The organism is Dissulfuribacter thermophilus, from assembly GCF_001687335.1.
In the GTDB taxonomy this organism is placed as follows: Bacteria; Desulfobacterota; Dissulfuribacteria; order Dissulfuribacterales; family Dissulfuribacteraceae; genus Dissulfuribacter; species Dissulfuribacter thermophilus.
Genome location: NZ_MAGO01000010.1, coordinates 30156 through 48716, shown reverse-complemented (window position 1 = coordinate 48716; position 18561 = coordinate 30156). Strand labels below are relative to the sequence as shown.

General features: G+C 46.0%; 23 protein-coding genes. 12 read left to right on the top strand and 11 right to left on the bottom strand.

Translation table 11 applies throughout. The features are described from left to right. Positions 1-486 (top strand): hypothetical protein, encoded by a 486-nt coding sequence (locus tag DBT_RS09205; RefSeq protein WP_067619575.1) that lies wholly within the window; start codon positions 1-3, stop codon positions 484-486. Here DBT_RS09205 and DBT_RS09200 read toward each other — a convergent pair. Continuing rightward, positions 461-2500, bottom strand: coding sequence for a U32 family peptidase (locus tag DBT_RS09200; protein WP_067619573.1), 2040 nt, complete (start codon positions 2498-2500; stop codon positions 461-463). The genes DBT_RS09205 and DBT_RS09200 overlap by 26 nt on opposite strands. A 120-nt stretch (positions 2501-2620) precedes the next feature. Between DBT_RS09200 and DBT_RS09195 the strand changes: the two genes are divergently transcribed. Both DBT_RS09195 and DBT_RS09190 read left to right on the top strand, forming a co-directional pair. Then, positions 2621-4066: a menaquinone biosynthesis decarboxylase gene (locus tag DBT_RS09195; RefSeq protein ID WP_067619570.1), complete on the top strand. Its 1446-nt coding sequence runs from the start codon at positions 2621-2623 to the stop codon at positions 4064-4066. Then, positions 4038-4658 (top strand): UbiX family flavin prenyltransferase, encoded by a 621-nt coding sequence (locus DBT_RS09190; protein ID WP_067619567.1) that lies wholly within the window; start codon positions 4038-4040, stop codon positions 4656-4658. The genes DBT_RS09195 and DBT_RS09190 overlap by 29 nt, the downstream gene beginning before the upstream one ends. On the opposite strand, the gene DBT_RS09185 is transcribed toward DBT_RS09190, so the two are convergent. The 10 genes from DBT_RS09185 to DBT_RS09140 all read right to left on the bottom strand — a co-directional run bounded on the left by DBT_RS09185 (position 4587) and on the right by DBT_RS09140 (position 11199). Then, positions 4587-5294: a DVU0298 family protein gene (locus DBT_RS09185; RefSeq protein WP_067619563.1), complete on the bottom strand. Its 708-nt coding sequence runs from the start codon at positions 5292-5294 to the stop codon at positions 4587-4589. The two genes, DBT_RS09190 and DBT_RS09185, sit on opposite strands and share 72 nt — an antisense overlap. Continuing rightward, positions 5281-6483 (bottom strand): FprA family A-type flavoprotein, encoded by a 1203-nt coding sequence (locus DBT_RS09180; RefSeq protein WP_067619561.1) that lies wholly within the window; start codon positions 6481-6483, stop codon positions 5281-5283. Before DBT_RS09180 ends, DBT_RS09185 begins: the two co-directional genes overlap by 14 nt. Positions 6484-6501: 18 nt before the next feature. Beyond that, positions 6502-6666, bottom strand: coding sequence for a rubredoxin (gene rd, locus DBT_RS09175; protein ID WP_067619558.1), 165 nt, complete (start codon positions 6664-6666; stop codon positions 6502-6504). A gap of 10 nt (positions 6667-6676) precedes the next feature. Next, positions 6677-7195, bottom strand: coding sequence for a ferritin (locus DBT_RS09170; RefSeq protein ID WP_067619555.1), 519 nt, complete (start codon positions 7193-7195; stop codon positions 6677-6679). 5 nt (positions 7196-7200) lie between these two features. After that, positions 7201-7575 (bottom strand): desulfoferrodoxin, encoded by a 375-nt coding sequence (locus tag DBT_RS09165; RefSeq protein ID WP_067619552.1) that lies wholly within the window; start codon positions 7573-7575, stop codon positions 7201-7203. Positions 7576-7590: 15 nt separating this feature from the next. Further along, the gene (locus tag DBT_RS09160) at positions 7591-8931 is read right to left on the bottom strand and encodes a multiheme c-type cytochrome (RefSeq protein ID WP_067619550.1); all 1341 of its coding nucleotides are present in this window, start codon (positions 8929-8931) and stop codon (positions 7591-7593) included. A 257-nt stretch (positions 8932-9188) separates the two neighbouring features. Next, on the bottom strand, positions 9189-9785 hold the full coding sequence (locus DBT_RS09155) for a peroxiredoxin (protein WP_067619547.1): 597 nt from the start codon (positions 9783-9785) through the stop codon (positions 9189-9191). Between the two features lie 33 nt (positions 9786-9818). Continuing rightward, positions 9819-10394 (bottom strand): rubrerythrin, encoded by a 576-nt coding sequence (gene rbr / locus DBT_RS09150; protein WP_067619544.1) that lies wholly within the window; start codon positions 10392-10394, stop codon positions 9819-9821. Positions 10395-10446: 52 nt separating this feature from the next. Continuing rightward, positions 10447-10689 carry a winged helix-turn-helix transcriptional regulator gene (locus DBT_RS09145; protein WP_067619541.1) on the bottom strand — a complete coding sequence of 81 codons (243 nt, stop codon included), beginning with the start codon at positions 10687-10689 and terminating at the stop codon, positions 10447-10449. A 69-nt stretch (positions 10690-10758) separates the two neighbouring features. Continuing rightward, complete coding sequence (locus tag DBT_RS09140; RefSeq protein ID WP_067619539.1) at positions 10759-11199, bottom strand: Fur family transcriptional regulator; 441 nt, start codon at positions 11197-11199, stop codon at positions 10759-10761. Positions 11200-11476: 277 nt separating this feature from the next. Here DBT_RS09140 and DBT_RS09135 point away from each other — a divergent pair, with 277 nt between their 5' ends. From DBT_RS09135 to nuoL, 9 genes are read left to right on the top strand one after another with little or no spacing between them, the layout of a single operon-like run. Continuing rightward, positions 11477-11842: an NADH-quinone oxidoreductase subunit A gene (locus DBT_RS09135; RefSeq protein ID WP_067619536.1), complete on the top strand. Its 366-nt coding sequence runs from the start codon at positions 11477-11479 to the stop codon at positions 11840-11842. An 11-nt stretch (positions 11843-11853) separates the two neighbouring features. Then, positions 11854-12375 (top strand): NADH-quinone oxidoreductase subunit B, encoded by a 522-nt coding sequence (locus tag DBT_RS09130; RefSeq protein WP_067619533.1) that lies wholly within the window; start codon positions 11854-11856, stop codon positions 12373-12375. After that, on the top strand, positions 12366-12914 hold the full coding sequence (locus DBT_RS09125) for an NADH-quinone oxidoreductase subunit C (RefSeq protein WP_067619531.1): 549 nt from the start codon (positions 12366-12368) through the stop codon (positions 12912-12914). The genes DBT_RS09130 and DBT_RS09125 overlap by 10 nt, the downstream gene beginning before the upstream one ends. An 18-nt stretch (positions 12915-12932) precedes the next feature. Next, positions 12933-14042 (top strand): NADH-quinone oxidoreductase subunit D, encoded by a 1110-nt coding sequence (locus DBT_RS09120; RefSeq protein WP_067619528.1) that lies wholly within the window; start codon positions 12933-12935, stop codon positions 14040-14042. A gap of 12 nt (positions 14043-14054) precedes the next feature. Next, a complete protein-coding gene (nuoH, locus tag DBT_RS09115; RefSeq protein ID WP_067619525.1) occupies positions 14055-15095 on the top strand; it encodes an NADH-quinone oxidoreductase subunit NuoH in 1041 nt (346 codons plus the stop codon). 9 nt (positions 15096-15104) lie between these two features. Further along, on the top strand, positions 15105-15749 hold the full coding sequence (locus tag DBT_RS09110; protein ID WP_067619521.1) for a NuoI/complex I 23 kDa subunit family protein: 645 nt from the start codon (positions 15105-15107) through the stop codon (positions 15747-15749). Then, positions 15750-16247, top strand: coding sequence for an NADH-quinone oxidoreductase subunit J family protein (locus DBT_RS09105; protein WP_067619518.1), 498 nt, complete (start codon positions 15750-15752; stop codon positions 16245-16247). It abuts the gene before it with no gap. 9 nt (positions 16248-16256) lie between these two features. Continuing rightward, positions 16257-16559: an NADH-quinone oxidoreductase subunit NuoK gene (gene nuoK, locus DBT_RS09100; RefSeq protein WP_067619515.1), complete on the top strand. Its 303-nt coding sequence runs from the start codon at positions 16257-16259 to the stop codon at positions 16557-16559. A gap of 17 nt (positions 16560-16576) precedes the next feature. Next, entirely contained in the window at positions 16577-18553 is a 1977-nt protein-coding gene (gene nuoL, locus DBT_RS09095) for an NADH-quinone oxidoreductase subunit L (protein WP_067619512.1), read from the top strand. Positions 18554-18561 lie beyond the last annotated feature (8 nt).

Sequence of the window (18561 nt, the reverse complement as noted above, 5' to 3'; positions counted from 1 at the left end):
ATGTCTTCATCCCTAGCGCCTCGTATCTTGGGGAAATTCGTAAATTGCAGAATCTTGGACAAAAGGCCTTCTAGGCCATTTCCAATATACGTTTTTGCCGTGATTCTATTTCTAACGTCAATGGCTGCATGTGCCAAAGGCATTTCAGATGATCGGTTACAAGATCAGGGGCAATTGGGGGCATTTATTCCAATTAGGGAAATCATTTCAGGGATTGTTCCAGAAAAAACTCTAGTCGTTGTCAGAGGCGAGTTCCTTGGCTGGCAAGGATGCGGTAGAGACTCAGCCCTTCTTACCAGGAGTGATTGGGCACTAAAGGACAAAACCGGATGCATAATGGTGACGGGAAGGCCCCCAAAGGGCCTGAGTCCCATGAAGGCAAGTGGCGAACCTATTGAGGTCCATGGGATTGTACTAAAGATTAAGAAGGGAAGTTCCTATGGATATGTAATAAAGGCACTTAGAGTAGTTCGGTGTCGAGATTGAAGCCCTTGTGTGGCCCCCTGATCCCCCTTAAGATACTCTTTCCTCCGCCTTTCTTTCTGATGACCCATGCTGGAGTACCAAAGGATAGGTCTATTACCCACCTTCTCACAGGTAGTCTTTTGAGATAACCCAGTTTATTGATCAAACTAAATGGTAGCTTAAACAGGAGGAAACCTACATCGGATCTTTGTTCCCAGAGAAATTCCTCCCCTTTTGGGCTCTCGATCACATCTGTTGCCTTTAGCCATGGGTGTTTGGAGAGCCTGGTTGTGAACACGGGAAGATGGCCGTAGATGACGATATCTATAGGGATGGGAAGCTGTTTCTTTAAAACAGCCTCGAGATTTGCCTTATCTGTCTCTACTGAAAATTCAACTCCGGTTAGTCCAAGATCGTTTAAGGCCTCAACTGAAAACGAATTTAGGCAGTTTACATGGTAGGAGGCACTGATTTTTACCCCCTTTAGGTCTGTAAATAGGGAAAGGGCTCCCAGGTTTGAGACCTGAAATCCACGAAAACCTGCCTTTTTCAGCCTTTGCAAGGCCTCTTTGTACCATGGAACATCTTTTTCTAGGATAACAGGGGGCAGATACCAGGTAATGGGAATGGAGAAGTTGGGTACTTTTTTATGATGTTTGACTAGAGAGACTGGAAGATAAAAACCCTTTATGTCTTTAAAGGAGGATAGGGCGCCAAGGTCCTTGAGACTACGAACTCTCACCCATATATTGGGCTCTTTGAACTTAGTGGGTTTGGCAGGAGTTTGAGCCAGTTGTTTTTTGACCCTTGCAGCCTTGTTTTTGGGCCTTTTATAGTCGATGGGAAGAGGCCGGATGTCTATTTTCTTGAAAGGACTTTTTTTTCTGTCGGTTAGAAAACAAAGGCCTCCTGCAAATTCTTTACTAAGGGCACCGCTGATCTCCCAGAGGCTGGTATTGATCTTTTTTATGTCTTTTGCCTTGATAATGGCCTGTTTGGTCCGATCTTTTGACAGGAATCTGAGCCTGTCTCCAGACAAGATCTCGAAGTTGGATTCCAATAAGAAACTGTCTTTATTTATGTTCTTTATCTTTCCTATAAACTTTCCTGTGTTTGGCGCCAGCTCAGGGCGAACAGGAGGGGAAGAAGCCCTGTCGTATAAGAAGAAGCCCGTAGAAGAACTCCTTCCAAGTGCGCTGTCTGCCACTCTCATGGCCTCTTCCAAGGCCTTTGAGTCTCCAGGTTTTGAATCCAGGATTATTCTTGCTGCCTTTACTGCATGGTATACGTAGTGGGCTGGCCTCAATCTTCCCTCGATTTTAAAAGAAGAGATTCCAGCCTCTTTTAAGTCGTGTAAAAGCTCGAGGGCGTTTAGGTCTAGCATTGAAAAATAGGCACCGCTCTTAGAACCCCGGCTCTTATATATCCTTCTGCAGGGCTGTACGCACCTTCCACGGGTGCTGGCCTTGCCTCCAAAGAGGCTGCTAAAGAGACACAGGCCTGAGTAGGTAAAACACATGGCGCCAAATATGAAACACTCAAGCTCTATGGGAGCAGCCTTTGAGCATTCCCTTATCTCTTCAATAGTCATCTCCCTTGCAAGGACCACCCTTTTGAATCCCATTTTATGGGCCGTTTTAACACCCAGACAGTTGTGTATGGTCATGAGGGTGCTTGCGTGCATGCGGAGTTTTGGGAAGAATTTCTTTGCAATCCGCCAAGTGCCAAGATCCTGGATGATGATTGCATCAATCCCTATGTGTTCGAGGGCGGCCAGGGTATCGATGAGATTACCTAACTCATTTTCTTTTATGATGGAATTCAAGGTGACAAAGAGTTTTACACCCCTTTGGCTTGAAAGAGCCCGAAGGGCGTTTAGCTCTTCTAGGGAGAAATTTTGGGCAAAGGCCCTTGCATTGAAGGCCTTGAGACCCACGTACACTGCGTCTGCTCCTGCCTCTATTGCGGCACAAAAGGCCTCTTTGGTGCCGGCAGGGGCAAGAATTTCACATCTACCAAGTTTTTCTTTCTTCAACTCAAAACTCAACACTCAAAACTAATAATGGATTGTTCCTTCAACTCAAAACTCAAAACTCAACACTCAAAACTTTATTAGGTACTTGACTAAGCATCAATTTTAAACCATGTTTGTGCCATGGGATACAGGAATCTGCAAGAGTTTATTGGTTTATTGGAAAAAAAGGGTGAGCTTGTAAGGATAAAAGAAGAGGTAAGTCCTTATCTTGAGATCACTGAGATAACGGACAGGGTCTGTAAACGCCATGGCCCTGCTCTTCTTTTCGAGAGAGTAAAGGGCTCATCGCTTCCAGTCCTCATGAATGCCTTTGGTTCAATTAAGCGTATGTGCCTTGCCCTTGAGGTGCCAGAGCTCGATAGTCTGGGACAAGAGGTCCTGGACTTTATCGAGGCAGAGGCACCTAATACCCTGATTAAAAAGCTCAAGATCATTCCAAAGATCAATCGATTGAGAAATGCCTTTCCAAAGGAGGTAAAGAGGGCCAGGTGCCAGGAGATCGTCCTCAAAGACGATGATGTGGATCTTGGCATGCTTCCAGTGCTCCACTGCTGGCCAAAGGACGGAGGCCCGTTTATCACCCTTCCGGTGGTCTTTACCAAGCATCCAGAGACAGGGAGACGAAATGTCGGCATGTATAGGATGCAGGTCTTTGACAAGAAGACCACTGGAATGCACTGGCACACACACAAAGACGCAGCCTATCATTATCGAGTAGCAGAGAGCTTGGGCCAAAGGCTTCCTGTGGCAGTGGCCATAGGGCCGGATCCTGCAATGACCTATGCTGCTACTGCTCCCCTTCCTGCGGATATAGACGAGGTGGTATTTGCCGGTTTTCTAAGGGGGAGTCCAGTGGAACTGGTTCCGTGTCTTACTGTTCCGTTGGAGGTCCCGGCTAATTCTCAGATCGTCTTGGAAGGCTATGTGGAACCAGGGGAAAGGAGGATTGAAGGTCCTTTTGGGGACCATACAGGTTATTATTCCCTGGAAGATGAATACCCTGTATTCCATGTTACCTGCATGACCATGAGAAAGGATGCCATTTATCCTGCCACTATCGTGGGACAGCCTCCTCAAGAGGACTGCTACATGGCAAAGGCAACAGAACGGTTGTTCTTGCCTTTGATCAAGAAGACACTTCCTGAGATCCAGGATATGAATCTCCCACTTGAGGGAGTGTTTCACAATCTTGCATTTGTATCCATAGACAAACGCTATCCTGGCCATGCACGCAAGGTGATGAGTGCACTTTGGGGCCTTGGACAGATGATGTTTGCAAAGATCATCTGTGTGTTTGACAAGGAAGTAGATGTTCAGGACATCAGTCAGGTGCTTTGGCGTCTGGGAAACAATGTTGATCCCAAAAGAGACATCATGTTTGTAGACGGTCCTGTGGATGCCCTGGATCATGCTGCCCCCTTGCCCCACTATGGGAGCAAAATGGGTATAGACTGTACGAGAAAGTGGCCTGAAGAGGGCTTTACCAGGCCATGGCCTGATGTCATTGAGATGGACCCTGAGGTGAAAAAGAAGATCGATGCACTTTGGCCAAAGCTCGGGCTCTAAGCCGCTTCCTATTCTCCTTGGTGTTACAGGGGCAAGCGGAAGCATCTATGCCCTGAAATTCATGGAGCTATCATTGGACCTTGGCCTAGAGGTCCACGTCATAATTTCCAGGGCAGGAAGAGAGGTTGTACGCTATGAGCTCGGTGATGAAGGCTATGATAAACTCGTGGACCTGTCCTATACCGTCTATCAGGAGGACGACCTCACTGCTCCACCTGCAAGTGGTTCAAGTCTCTGGCATGCAATGGTGGTACTGCCTTGTACTATGGGTACCCTTTCTGCAGTTGCCAATGGTGCATCCAGGAATCTGATCCATAGGGCCTGCGACTGCTTTTTAAAGGAAAGACGCCCTCTTGTACTAGCTGTGCGAGAGGCCCCTTTTAATCTCATTCATCTTAGGAATATGACAAGGGCTGCAGAGGCAGGGGCAGTGATATATCCATGTATGCCGAGCTTTTATCATGGACCAAAGACTCTGGACCACATGGCAGAGTTTTTGGCAGGGAGGATTATAGAGTTTTTAGGCATCAGGGTTGAAGGTCTGAAGCGTTGGAATGGAACCAATGATTACGTCCGTAAATTCTCCGTTTAGGTATATGCGAAATCTCTTTTGGTGAAGATCCCTCTCCTCGATGGTCTTGTTCACGAGTTCATGTTCTTTTAAGGCAGTTAGAGTGAGGAGAGTCAAGCCCAGGGCCTCTTCCTCCTCTTCATCTAGGTAGGCTACGAGATAGTCTTTGGCACAAAAGGCGGTCATCAGGTCTGGATGAGCAAGTGTTGCCCGCATTATCCCCCAAAGGGCACCGGTTCTAAGATGTGGATATTCAAGATAATTTCCCTCTTCCCAAATGTATGAAAGCAGAATGCGCCCATATTCTTCGCAGAGAATTCTCGTGGTGGCCATGGATTCTCCCATGGCCTCTGGACTCCCCCATCCAATCCCGCCGGATTCATCATTGAGTGTCCACATGAGCTGACGCATTACTATCCTTGCATCTTCTACGTTCCTTTGGGCTATTTTTGACATCACATAACCAAAGGCAGTGATACTGCGCCACCTGAGGAGTTCATTTTTACTCAAGAATAAGGTCCTGAGAGGGGAAATGAGCGCTTTCGGAGGAAGTGTGTCCAGGGCTGGAAAGATGTGCTCTTTGTTGAGCAGGAGGATTTCTTCAATTGTCTTCCGGAGGGCCCTAAGCCCTCCGGATTTGTTTTTATTCCCTTTCACAGCCTGCCTTCACCATCTCGCCCATCTTTTTCCCGAGCTCGTTGCATAGCTTAAGCGTGTCATGGTCAGGGACGTACTTGACCCTTATTCCTTCATGGATGATCTCGAATTTCATCTCTTCCATTGCCTTGTTTAGGAGCTTTACAGATTCACCGCTCCATCCATAAGAGCCGAATGCTGCTCCGTACTTGTTTGTGGGTCTTAGTCCCTTCATGTACATAAGGAAACCTGCCATTCTGGGCAAAAGCCCATTGTTGAGGGTTGGAGAGCCCAGGCAGATCCCTTTTGAATCGATTACTTCTGTCATGACGTCGCTTCTATGGTTTACTGAAAGATCGATGAGCTGGACGTTCACTCCCTGAGATTCTATCCCATCTGCCACAGCCTTTGCCATCATCTCTGTGCTGTGCCACATGGTGTCGTAGATGACCAAAGCTTTCTTGCATCCCCTGTGGTGGGACCAATCTTCATAGGCATTCAATATTTTCATTGGGTCTTTACGCCAGATGATCCCGTGATCTGGGGCTATCATGTCGATCTCTATGCCCATATCCTTTACGGACTTGAGGAGCTTCCGCACTTGAGGGGAGTAGAGAGTGATGATATTGGCATAGTATTTTTGAGCCTGGTACATGAGCACAGTTTCATTTACCTCATCGTCGAACCGTTGGCTCGTGGCCAGATGTTGGCCAAAGGCATCGCTGGAGATGAGGAGCTTTTCCTCAGGGATGTAGGAAAACATACTGTCTGGCCAGTGTAGCATCCTTGTCTCTATAAATTGGATGGTCCTCTTGCCGCACGAGATACTATCTCCTGTCTTTACTACATGGTAGGGCCAGTCTTCCCTGTGAAAATGGGCCTTGAGGTTCTTTTCTCCCATTGTGGAGCAGATGATCTTCTCAGGCTTGATTATGTCTATGATCTCAGGAAGTGAGCCACTATGGTCCATTTCCACGTGATTTACCACGATGTAATCAATTTTTTCAGGGTCAATGATGGACCTTATCCTGTGTAATAAATCAGATTTAAATTCCTTCTTAACCGTGTCAAAGAGCACTACCTTTTCATCGAGCATCAAATATGCGTTGTAAGTAGATCCTGCGTAAGTTGAGTAGCCGTGAAAGTCACGGATACCCCAGTCCACAGCTCCAACCCAATAAATATCTTTCTTTATTTCGTATGTCTGCATACCCGCCTGATTCCTCCTTTAGTCATCTGTTGGTTCGAATTGGTCTTTTTCAGCTCCGCAAATAGGACATACCCAGTCATCAGGTAGGTCCTCGAATGCTGTTCCTGGTTCAATCCCACTGGAGTCGTCTCCTATATCTGGATCGTATACATAACCACAGACCTGACATTTATATTTTTGCATATTTGACCTCCTATTCTTTTGTCTGCGGTATTGGAATAGGCATTTGCCTTTGGGCAAGTTCCCGATCTACCATGAAAACTCCGCCTGGACTCTCGCCTGCCAGACGCATCTTCTCGACAACGGCCCCTGCAGTTGCCTCTTCCTCCACTTGTTCGCTTATAAACCATTGTAAAAAGATTTGGGTTGCATGGTCTTTTTCTTCAATGGCAAGGTCCATCAATTTATTGATCAAGGACGTAACATATTGTTCGTGTTGAAGCGCGTTTTCAAACACATTTAAAGGCGAATCCCAGTCAGATGGCGGAGCATCGATGGCCTTCATAATGGCGCGTCCACCGCGCTCAGTAATGAACTCGTAGAATTTCATTGCGTGCATCAACTCTTCCTGTGTCTGTGCCTTCATCCAATGGGCACATCCCTCTAGTCCTTTTGATTCGAAGTAAGATGCCATGGAAAGATAGAGGTACGCGGAATAAAGTTCTGCATTCATCTGTTCGTTCAATGCCTTTTCAATGCGTTCGTTCATCATAGTAATTATCCCCTCCAAAGTCCGTGAAGATTACAGTGTTCCCTTGCTGCGACTGTGGCAGCATCCACCTTAAAAGTGGCCTCAGGTGCCATTCCTGGTTTGAGAAAGGCAATGTATGATCTGTCGTCTGCCAGGAGTTCAATCCACTCTATATAGTGTTTTTCCTCCATAGGATGTGGAGTGCTACCGACCTTGACCTTATAACCGCCGTCAATTTTTTCTATAATAGGAACGTGTTTTTCTTTTGCAGCATCCACGGTGTTTTCCGTCAATAATTCCATTGGCTCACCGCAGCATACAAGTTCTCCTTCGCCGCCGACGAGCACTTCTATGATGTTACCACATTTATTACATTTATAGACTTCTAGTCTCTTTGCCATTTGGGATTCCTCCTTTTATTTTACGATCTTTATGTAAAGACTATCTGTATTTACGAGTATGGGGCTATATTCTTCTTCTGGCAAGCTCAAAAATTTTCCAACAGACGAAGGCACCTGGCTGTAGAGGAGATTTGCCTTGATAACAAGTTCACCTTCGGGAATATCGTCTGGAATTATCCATGTATAGGTCTCAATTTTGGTCTCTCTAGGCCCTATTCTATAATCGACCTTTGTATTGTCCTTGGTATACCACTGACAAATGGTCATTCTGCCCTTTGGATCAAAAAAGGGCTTTCTAAAGATCCTGGAGCCCGCTGGTACATCGCCGTCTCTTTCTATGCCTTTAAAGCCTTGAATCTTCATGATCTCACCCATGGCCTGATAGGCGAGGGCATTTGGATCTGCAATGGTGAATTCTTCTCCTGGGAAGCCCTTTTTGTTCACCTTCAAAAGATGGCTCTTTCCATTTGAGTCGATGGCCCATACCTCTAGCCAGAGCATCCTCTCTTCAGAGGAACCGCTTGGCACCTTGTGCCCTGCCTTTCCATTAAATAGGACTGCTCTAAGTTTGAGTTTTGAACCAGGACTAAGTTCTTTTCGATTTGTATAGAGAGCAAGGTCGATAGCTCCTCTCAGCTTGCTTTTGGAATGGGAGCCATGGAATATGTGGTGGGCAATATCGCTTCTCTTTTTGCCTGTAGTGGCGCTTTTCCCTTCGGAATAGTACATATGGCAGTCCTGACACCTGGTGCCTTCTTTTGCATAAGGGCCTTGTTTCCATTCCCTGTAGGTGGATTTCACCCATGCACCATAAGGGGATTGTTCATCATGGCAGGTTGCACAAAACTCTGGGCTCCTCATGAACTCAGAGAAGGCAGTTTTATGGGCAGGACTCTTTGCATCGGATCTATTTCCATATTTTTCTCTTCCTGCCTTGATGATATAACTAAAATTGAAGGGCTCGTCTTCTGTTGAACCGATTATATAATGGCAGATCTCACAGCTTACTCCCTCATTTGCCCTGGTGTTTTCCTTTACGGCTTTAGGTGGGATGTCTCCGGTTAAAAAGGCAAGGGGGCTATGACAACCTATACATCCGGCCTTGACTCCGGCAACTTCCTTCACCTGTTCTGATTGGGGAAGTGCGAGTTTGAAGTATTCAACTTCATCCCATGCGTGGGTGAAAGACTTGGACATCATGCTTTCATTCCATTCTTGATAGATATCTTTATGACATCCTGAACATGACTCCGGCGTTTTAAACTGCGTTTCCTTAAACGCGCCCATTTCAGCCGCTAACACAGTATGGACAAACATGAACTGTGCTATGATTAACAAAAAAAGGTTCTTTCCCATTATACTCCCTCCTTTTTTGGAAAGTGGTGAGATAAAAATGCATATTAAAAGGCGAGGTAGACCAGAGCTTGCGTCCTAGAGCCAGTTTGTCCTCGAAAGGTCAGGTCCGCCCCGCCCTATTTCTGAAAAACGGCTGAAATGGCATTTCACAGAGCGCTCTTATGATCCCAAATCATGCATTACGAAAGGAGACAAAATGATTTTTTGTCTCCTTTCACGATTTTGGTACAATCTGAACCCAATTTGACTATAAGGATCTACGATGCATGCTTTTTGAGGTACTCAGCAACACCTTCTGGGGTTGGCTTCATGGCTTCCTCGCCAGGACGCCAGTTAGCAGGACAAACCTCTCCATGTTGTTCAAAAAATTGTAATGCATCAAGGATCCTCAAGGCCTCGTCAACACTCCTTCCTAGTGGGAGATCGTTGACCAACTGATGACGGACAATCCCCTCTTTGTCGATGAGGAAAAGGCCTCTCAAGGACACTCCAACGTCTCCCAGGAGGACGCCATAGGCTAAGGAAATCTTTTTAGATAGGTCTGAGACTAGTGGGTACTGAATGTCTCCAATCCCACCTTGTTCCACAGGGGTCTTTTTCCATGCAAGATGGGTATAATGGGAATCTACAGAGACGCCAATTACTTCGCAGTTTCTGTCTTTGAACTCCTGTAGCCTTTTGTTGAAGGCAAGGATCTCAGACGGACAAACAAAGGTAAAATCTAGGGGATAAAAGAAGAGACAGACATACTTTCCCTTGTAAGAAGAGAGGGTAAAGTCTTCCTTGAAGCTGTTATCAGGCATAACTGCAGTGGCTGTAAAGTCTGGGGCTGGATTAGTTACTAAATTACACATTTTTTTCCTCCTTAAGTCTTGTGTTTTTTTTGCCTACCAATTTTCACATAAAAGCTCGAAATATTCCTTTTTGTGGGCGCATGCAGGACACTCTTGGGGTGGCTCCGGTCCTTCATGCACATAGCCACAATTCAGACATCTCCAGGTGACTGTCTTATCCTTTTTGAATACAGTGTCGTTCTTGATATTGGCTACTAGCGCTAAGTAGCGTTTTTCATGTTGTTTTTCAGCCACAGCTATGGACTCGAGGCAGTCTGCTATTTCGTCGAACCCTTCTTGTCTTGCAACCTTGGCAAATTCTGGATACATACTGGAGTATTCATAGTGTTCGCCCTTTGCAGCCTCTATGAGGTTTTCAAGGGTTGTTCCTATCTTGCCAGCAGGGAAGCTTGCACTTATTTCAGCATCGCCTCCCTCCAGGAACTTAAATATCCTTTTGGCGTGTTCTTTTTCCTGGAGGGCGGTCTCTTCAAATATCTTTGAGATTTGAACATAACCTTCTTTTTTGGCTTGTTTTGCAAAAAAGTCGTACCTGTTTCTTGCCTGGGATTCACCGGCAAAGGCAGTAAGTAGATTTTTTTCAGTCTGAGTGCCTTTTAAGCTTTTCATGTTATTTCTCCTTGGATAATGTATATATGGACGAAGCCATTAAATTGACATGTTAAGAACCAATTGCCGCCCTGCCTTCATTGGTGATGGTGTATTTGCACCTAACTGGGCTGTCTACTAGGCCTTTTGACTTTAGACTTCTGATTCTGCAACTTACCTGGTTGCCAGTAAGGCCCACCTTCTCTGCAATCTCTTTACAAGCCAGGGGGTCGTCAGATTGGCTAAGAGCTTCTAAAATCTTTTTTTGTTCGTCAGTTAGAGATGGTCCACAGTTTGATTTCTTGCAACAACCCATAACATTATACCTCCTTGTCATGAAAAAATATAGATATCAAATATTGTTCATTTTAAAAAAAGGCCTGGACTACGTTTCATTAAAGATTGTGTCGGCTTTATTGTTAAAAAATTTAAATTTTCCTTTAGAAACACATTCAGGGCAGATTCCTTCAAACTCCAGATTGAATCCGATGATTTTGAAGCCATTTGCCTTCACTGAGTCAAAATTCACCTGTGGTTCCTGAGATAATTCCGCATCTGCCACCCTACCGCATACAAGACATCTCACATGGTGATGCGCCTCTGGATTTCCATCGAAGCGTTTTTGCCTCCCAGATACCTCTATCCTTTGTATTATGCCTAGCTCGGCTAGTACGTCTAAATTGCGGTACACAGTGGCAAGACTTATCCGTGGAAGCCTTTTTTTGACAATTTCATAGAGCTCGTCTGCTGTCGGATGAGTCTTCAGCCGTTTTAGTTCCTCTAGAATGATTTCCCTTTGATGGGTCATGCGCATCATCTTTTTCATTTACTGCACCTCTTTCTTTTATGCGAATGATTATCATTTAACTTAGGGAAAATTTTAAAATTGTCAAGTAGTTTTTTCGTAAATTATTATGGTTTTTGACCCTTGACATAATATTTCTTTTATATTAGAAGCTTTGCAATATTTCGGGCCTTGCGAGGCCCGAGGGAATTTGCGAAAATGTTGGCATGGGCCGACTTTTTTTTGATTGACAAAATGAATCGTAATTCATTTTGAATGTCGAGTAGCCGGTTGTGGCGACTACAGGGGAGGGTAGAGCATGATGAGCGGCTTTGAGACAATAGTAATGTATTTGGGCATGTCACTCCTTGCGATCATCGGCATGCTCCTTATATCTCATCTTCTTGGGCCGTTTCGGCCAAAACCAAGGAAGGCTACCACCTATGAATGTGGTGTTCCCTTATTGCATCCCAGTGAGAAGCGTTATTCCGTCAAATATTTTTTGGTTGGCGTGCTATTTTTGGTCTTCGATTTGGAGACCGTTCTGATTTATCCGTTGGCCCTACGGTATAAGAGCCTGGCTCAGTATGGCTGGGGCGTCTTTTTCGAAATATTTGTCTTTGTCGCAGTCCTGTTAGTGGGCCTAGTGTATGCATTGAAGAAGAGGGCCATTGATTGGGAATAGGAGCGTGCGATATGAGTAACGAAATTATTAAAGGTCCAGGTTGGATTCTCACAAAGCTTGAATGGTTGATCAATTGGGGTAGGAAGCGTTCACCATGGCCGCTTCCGTATGGAACCGCATGTTGTGGTATCGAGATGATGGCAGCCTTGGCATCTGGCTATGATATGGCGCGTTTTGGTGCTGAGCGTCCGAGTTTTTCTCCAAGGCAGGCTGATGTGCTCATTGAGGCCGGAACTATTACAAAGAAGATGGTCCCAATACTTAGGCGCATCTATGACCAGATGGCCGAGCCCAAATGGGTGATTGCCATGGGTGCCTGTGCCTGTACTGGAGGTGTGTTCAGGACCTATTCAACCCTCCAGGGGATAGATCAGGTGATACCCGTGGATGTGTATGTGCCCGGGTGTCCGCCCCGGCCAGAAGGTCTTATCTATGCCCTCATGAAGATAATTGAGAAGATTGAAAAGGATCATCCTTTATATAATAAGGCCAAGGAATTTGAACGGTCTGAGAGGGGGTGCGCATGCAGTTAAAAGAAAGGATAATGCGCTGTCTGGGATCAGACGTTTTGGCCATTACCGAATATCAGGGCGACATAGTTGTGGAGGTTGGCAAAAACCGCATTCGCACAGTGATGGAAAAGCTCAAGAATGACCCGGATCTCAGTATGGACTTCTTGAGTGACGTCCTAGGTGTAGATAATAAGGCCCTCTATGAAAAGGCCAAGAAAAAGGCCAAGAAAAAGGATGAAGCCGAAGCAGAAGAACCCAAGGGGCCACCGCCACCAAGGTTTGAGGTGGTATATCTCTTGCTGTCTCTGAAATCCAATGAGCGTATGATGGTGAAGGTCAGGGTCCCTGAAGATGACCTTGAGGTCCCGACTGTGACTGATCTGTGGAAGGCAGCAACCTGGCCAGAACGCGAAGCCTACGACATGTTTGGAATAAGGTTCAAGGGGCATCCGGACCTTAGAAGGCTCTTGATGTGGGATGAGTTCCCTGCCTATCCATTGAGAAAGGATTATCCATTAGAGGGTCAGGGTGAAGAAAGAATTCTAATATATGATGCATAATGAGTCATGGAGGATATCGTGGCTAGGGATGATTATGTAAAGATAAATATTGGCCCCTCACACCCGGCAATGCACGGAACGCTTCGTGTCATTGCTGAGACGGATGGTGAGACCATAATAAATGCTGACCCAGAGATAGGCTATCTGCACAGGGGTGTTGAGAAGTTAGGAGAACATTTAACCTACCATCAGTTCATACCTATTACTGACAGATTGAATTACTGTTCAGCAATAGCAAATAATGTCTCCTATGAGATGGCAGTTGAAAAGCTCATGGGGCTAGAGGTCCCTGAAAAGGCCCAGCTCATTAGGCTCATCATGATGGAGCTGGCAAGGATCGCAGACCACATTGTCTGTATTGGGATCCTTGGAGTGGATTTAGGGGCCTTCACCCCATTTTTCTATCTGTTCATACAGCGTGAAGAAATATATGAAATTTTTGAGTGGTATAACGGAGCAAGGCTTACGAACACCTTTGGTAGAATTGGTGGGGTCGAGGCAGACCTTCCGGAAGATTTCGAGGCCCGCTGGAACGAACTCAAGCCAAATCTGCTGAAGGCCATTGACGAAACAGACAAGCTCCTCACTCACAATCGTATCTGGATGGACCGTACCATCGGAACTACAGCATTTTCTCCTGAAGATGCTTTAAATTGGGGATTCACCGGACCGTGCCTCAGGGCCTGTGGAGTGAAACGGGATCTGAGAAAAGACGAACCCTATTGCCTTTATGATAGGTTTGAATTTGACATTCCTGTTGGAAAAAACGGTGACGTCTTTGATAGGTACTGGGTGCGTATGCTCGAGATGTACGAGTCCATCAAGATCATCGACCAGGCCATCGAGATGTACAAGGAAATGCCAGAAGACGCGCCATTGATGGCAAAGGTCCCCAAAGTCATGAAGGCACCAGAGCAAGAGATCTATTCTGCAATAGAGTCTCCAAACGGAGAGCTCGGATTTTATATAAAGGGCGATGGTTCTGACAAGCCCTATAGAATCAAGATCAGACCACCATGCTACATGGTCTATCAGGCGTTTCCAGAACTGGTAAAAGGGGAGATGATCGCAGACCTTATAGCATGTTTGAGTAGTCTAAACATCATTGCCGGAGAATTGGACCGGTAGGGAGATATAGACATGGAAGGTTGGGGTATTGCACTAATAAAAGTAGTTTTTATATGGACGTGGACTCTAATCATAGCAACTGTTATGACGTGGGTTGAAAGAAGGGGTTCTGCTATGATTCAGGACAGGCTGGGTCCAAACATAGCAGGTCCGTTTGGTCTGTTTCAGCCCCTTGCTGACGGTATCAAGCTCTTCACCAAGGAGGACATCGTCCCAGAAAAGGCGAAGAAGATATTGTTTGCCCTGGGACCAGTTCTCTTTGCCTTGCCAGCCTTTTCTGCCTACGCAGTAATTCCCTTTGGCGACAAGATCATCATTGGCGGTAAAGAGATAATTCTCCAGGTTTCGGACGTAAACATAGGTTTTCTATACATAATTGCCCTGGGATCAATGGCTGTTTACGGAATCGTCGTTGGTGGATGGGGTTCAAACAATAAATACTCCATCCTGGGTGGACTCCGTTCAACAGCTCAGCTCATATCCTACGAGGTGCCCTTTGGCCTGGCTCTACTGGCTGCAGTCTTGGTATACGGGACTTTTAGCCTGAGAGAGATCTCATTGATGCAGCAGGGAACGTTCCTAGGTTTTCTCCCCAATTGGGGTGTTTTCAAGCAGCCATTAGGCTTTATCCTCTTTATCGTTACTGCATATTGTGAGGCAAATAGGGTGCCCTTCGACTTACCAGAGGCAGAAAGTGAAATTGTAGCCGGTTATCATACTGAGTACGGCTCAATGCGCCTCGGTCTATATCTGTTCGGCGAATATGTAAACATGTATACCCTATCAGCCCTAATGGTTACCCTCTACTTTGGTGCATGGCATCTACCCTATATTGACATGAGCCAGTTTTTGGGACCTGTTGCCTATGGGATAGCGTCTTTTCTGGTGTTTTTCCTAAAGGTATGTTTCTTTCTGTGGCTGTTTGTGTGGGTACGCTGGACAGTACCTAGGTTCAGATACGACCAGGTCATGGGACTTGGTTGGAAGTCACTGATTCCATTGGCATTGTTAAACCTTTTCATAACCGCTCTCTTTGTTCAGCTTTCTATATAGGAGCTAGAGATGGCAAAGCCAGTTGTAAAAAGAGAATATACGTTTGGAGAGAGGATTTACCTCTGGGAGATTCTCAAGGGATTAAAGATTACTTGGAAGCACTTCACGTTCAACGTGCGTGCATCCTTTAGAAAGGGGCCGCATACGGTCCCAACGTGCTGGCAGTATCCCTGGGATAAGCGCGAGATCTCCCCAATCTTCAGAGGGGAACACATGCTCACCCTCGATGAAGAGGGAAGGGAAAAGTGTATTGGTTGCGGGATGTGCGCGAGGATCTGCCCTGCCCAGTGTATTACGGTCAAAAGGGGTAAGGTGAAGGAAGGTGAAGAGCACAAGTACGCAGGAAAGACTTACTGTGAAGAGTTCGAGATTGATCTCCTGAGGTGCATATTCTGTGGATTCTGCGAAGAGACCTGCCCCAAAGATGCAATTAAATTGGGTCAGGGGTACGAGTTGGCTGATTATTCCAGGGAGGCATGCCTTGCAAACAAGGATAGGCTGATGGCCAACTTCTTCAAGGCAAAGGAGGAGGGGAAGCTTAAGCCCCCAAGAAAACCCGTACCAGTAGTTAAGGTGGAAAAGAAAGGGCCTGTAAAGAAGCAGGCTGGAGAGGCAAAAGCTCCCAAAAAGACCACCAAAAAGGAGACAGAATAAATGGATCCATATTTCCTGGTATTCGCAATAATGGCCCTGGGGGCCGGAGTGTTTACGATCAGTGCAAGGGATGCACTACCCAGCGCTCTTGGACTACTCACGGTATTCATAGCGCTGTCGGCCTTATACCTGCATCTCCATGCGCCGCTTATAGCGATATTTCAGGTAACCATTTATGCAGGGGCGATATTGGTGCTCATTGTGTTCGTCATAATGCTCTTGATGAGTCCGGGACAAACACTTCGACACCTTCAGAAAAACCTATCCTATAGGATAATGGGGGGAATATTGGGAGCATCTATGATTGCGCTCCTAGTCATAGGGCTGAAGGGTCTCAGTGATATGAGTAGGCCGAGGGAGCTACCGCAAGGCTTTGGGCATCCCTCACAGTTTGGCGATCTGTTCTTCAAGGACTATTTGATGCACTTTGAGGTAGCATCAATTCTATTGCTCGTGGCCTTAATCGGTGCAATTTACCTTGCAAAAAGAAAGGCATGAGGTGAACCAATGGCTGGTCTTACAGAGTACATAATACTTGCATCTGTCCTCTTTGGGATAGGTGCCATAGGGTTTCTGACGAGGCGAAATGCCCTGATACTCTTTATGTGTGTGGAAATGATGTTGAATTCAGTGAATTTGATGTTAGTGGCATTTTCGCATTTCAGGGCGGATATGGCAGGTCAGGTCATGGTGCTTTTCATATATGCCGTGGCAGCAGCAGAAGTTGCTGTTGGTCTTGCTATCTTGATAGCATTGTTTAGGCACGTGAAAGACGTAGACATTACAAAATTTCATCTATTACGCTGGTAAAGTAACAGGGAGAAGCCATGGAACACTACATATTTCTCATACCGCTTTTTCCGTTCCTAGGGTTTGTTTTAAACGGCCTCCTAGGAAAGCGCCTAGGGAAAAACTTCGTATCCTGTGTTGGGTGCGCTAGTATTGGATTTGCCTTCATAACCGCAGCTACCGTGTTCTGGGATCTCCTTGGCAGGCATCCTGAGGAGAGAACATTAGTAAACGTTCTGTGGTCATGGATGGCGGTTGGAGGGTTTAAGGTAGATCTGGCCTTTATGGTTGACCAACTCTCAGGACTCATGATCATGATCGTCACGGGAGTTGGCTTCCTCATCCACATCTACAGCATTGGATATATGCATGAGGACGAGTCATACTGGAGATACTTTGCCTATCTCAATATGTTCGTGTTCTTCATGTCTCTCCTCGTGCTAGGAGCAAATTACCTTGTGATGTTCGTCGGTTGGGAAGGCGTTGGTCTGGCATCCTATCTCCTCATAGGATTCTGGTATGAAGGTAATGAAAATGCCGATGCTGGAAAGAAGGCCTTTATAGTCAACAGGATAGGTGACTTTGGCTTCGTATTGGGGATGTTCTTGATCTTCATGTTGTTTGGCTCATTGTCCTATCTCGATGTCTTTCCAAAGGCCTTTGAAATGTATGAGGAAGGTCATCTCGCCTTGAACTCACCATTGTTGGTTGCAGCATGTCTGCTGCTGTTCCTTGGGGCCACAGGTAAATCTGCTCAGATTCCACTTTATGTGTGGTTGCCCGATGCAATGGCTGGTCCCACTCCTGTTTCAGCCCTTATCCACGCTGCAACCATGGTCACGGCAGGTGTTTACATGGTAGCCAGGTCCAACATCCTCTATACCCTGGCACCAACTGCTACATTGGTGGTAGCACTTGTGGCAGCTACAACCGCTCTATTTGCAGCTACAATAGGAATACTTCAAAACGACATAAAAAAGGTCTTGGCATACTCAACAGTCAGTCAGCTTGGCTACATGTTCATCGGTGTTGGCGTCACAGCCTATTGGGCTGGAGTATTCCACCTAATGACCCACGCATTTTTCAAGGCATGTCTCTTCCTCTGCTCTGGTTCTGTCATTCACGCCATGGGCGGAGATCAGGACATGAGGCATATGGGCGGCCTAGCAAAGAAGATGCCGATTACCTATATCACCATGCTAGTGGCTACCATCGCAATCGCTGGTATCCCACCGTTTGCAGGCTTCTTCAGTAAGGATGAGATCCTTTGGAAGGCATTTAATTACCCATACTTCCCAACTATGGGTAAAATAATATGGTTTATGGGCACGCTTGGTGCAGCCATCACCGCCTTTTACATGTTCAGGCTGATCTTCATGACCTTTCACGGTGAATTCAGAGGGACTGAAGAACAGAAGCATCATCTGCACGAATCTCCATATGTCATGACAATTCCATTGATGATCCTTGCAGTCCTTTCATTCACAGGCGGATGGCTTGGAATATCGCCTTTAATTGGACATGCCCTTGGGGGTGTGCCAAATGTGCTAGAACACTTCCTTGAACCCGTATTTGAACACTCAGCCGAGGTACTTGAAAAGATTCCAGGACCAGAATACGGCCACGGTGTAGAAATAGCCCTTATGACTACTTCAGTAGTGGTCGCCTTAATTGGAATCTGTTTTGCCTACAACATATACATTAGGAAATACCCAGAGCTGCCTGCCAAGCTCAAGGAACGTTATGCCATGTACCATGACCTCATCTATAACAAGTACTATATAGATGAGATCTACTTTACTGTGTTTGTATACCCACTCTATTATCTGGCCATATTCCTATGGAAGATAATAGATGTCCTTATAATTGACGGAATCGGTGTAAACGGGCCAGCTTGGTTGACACAAAGGGGCTCCTACATCTTCAGTAGAGTTCATAATGGTCACCTCCAGACCTATGGTGCATTCATGCTCTTAGGACTGGTTGGGATACTGTGGTATTTCTTAATGCCATAAGGGTGAGG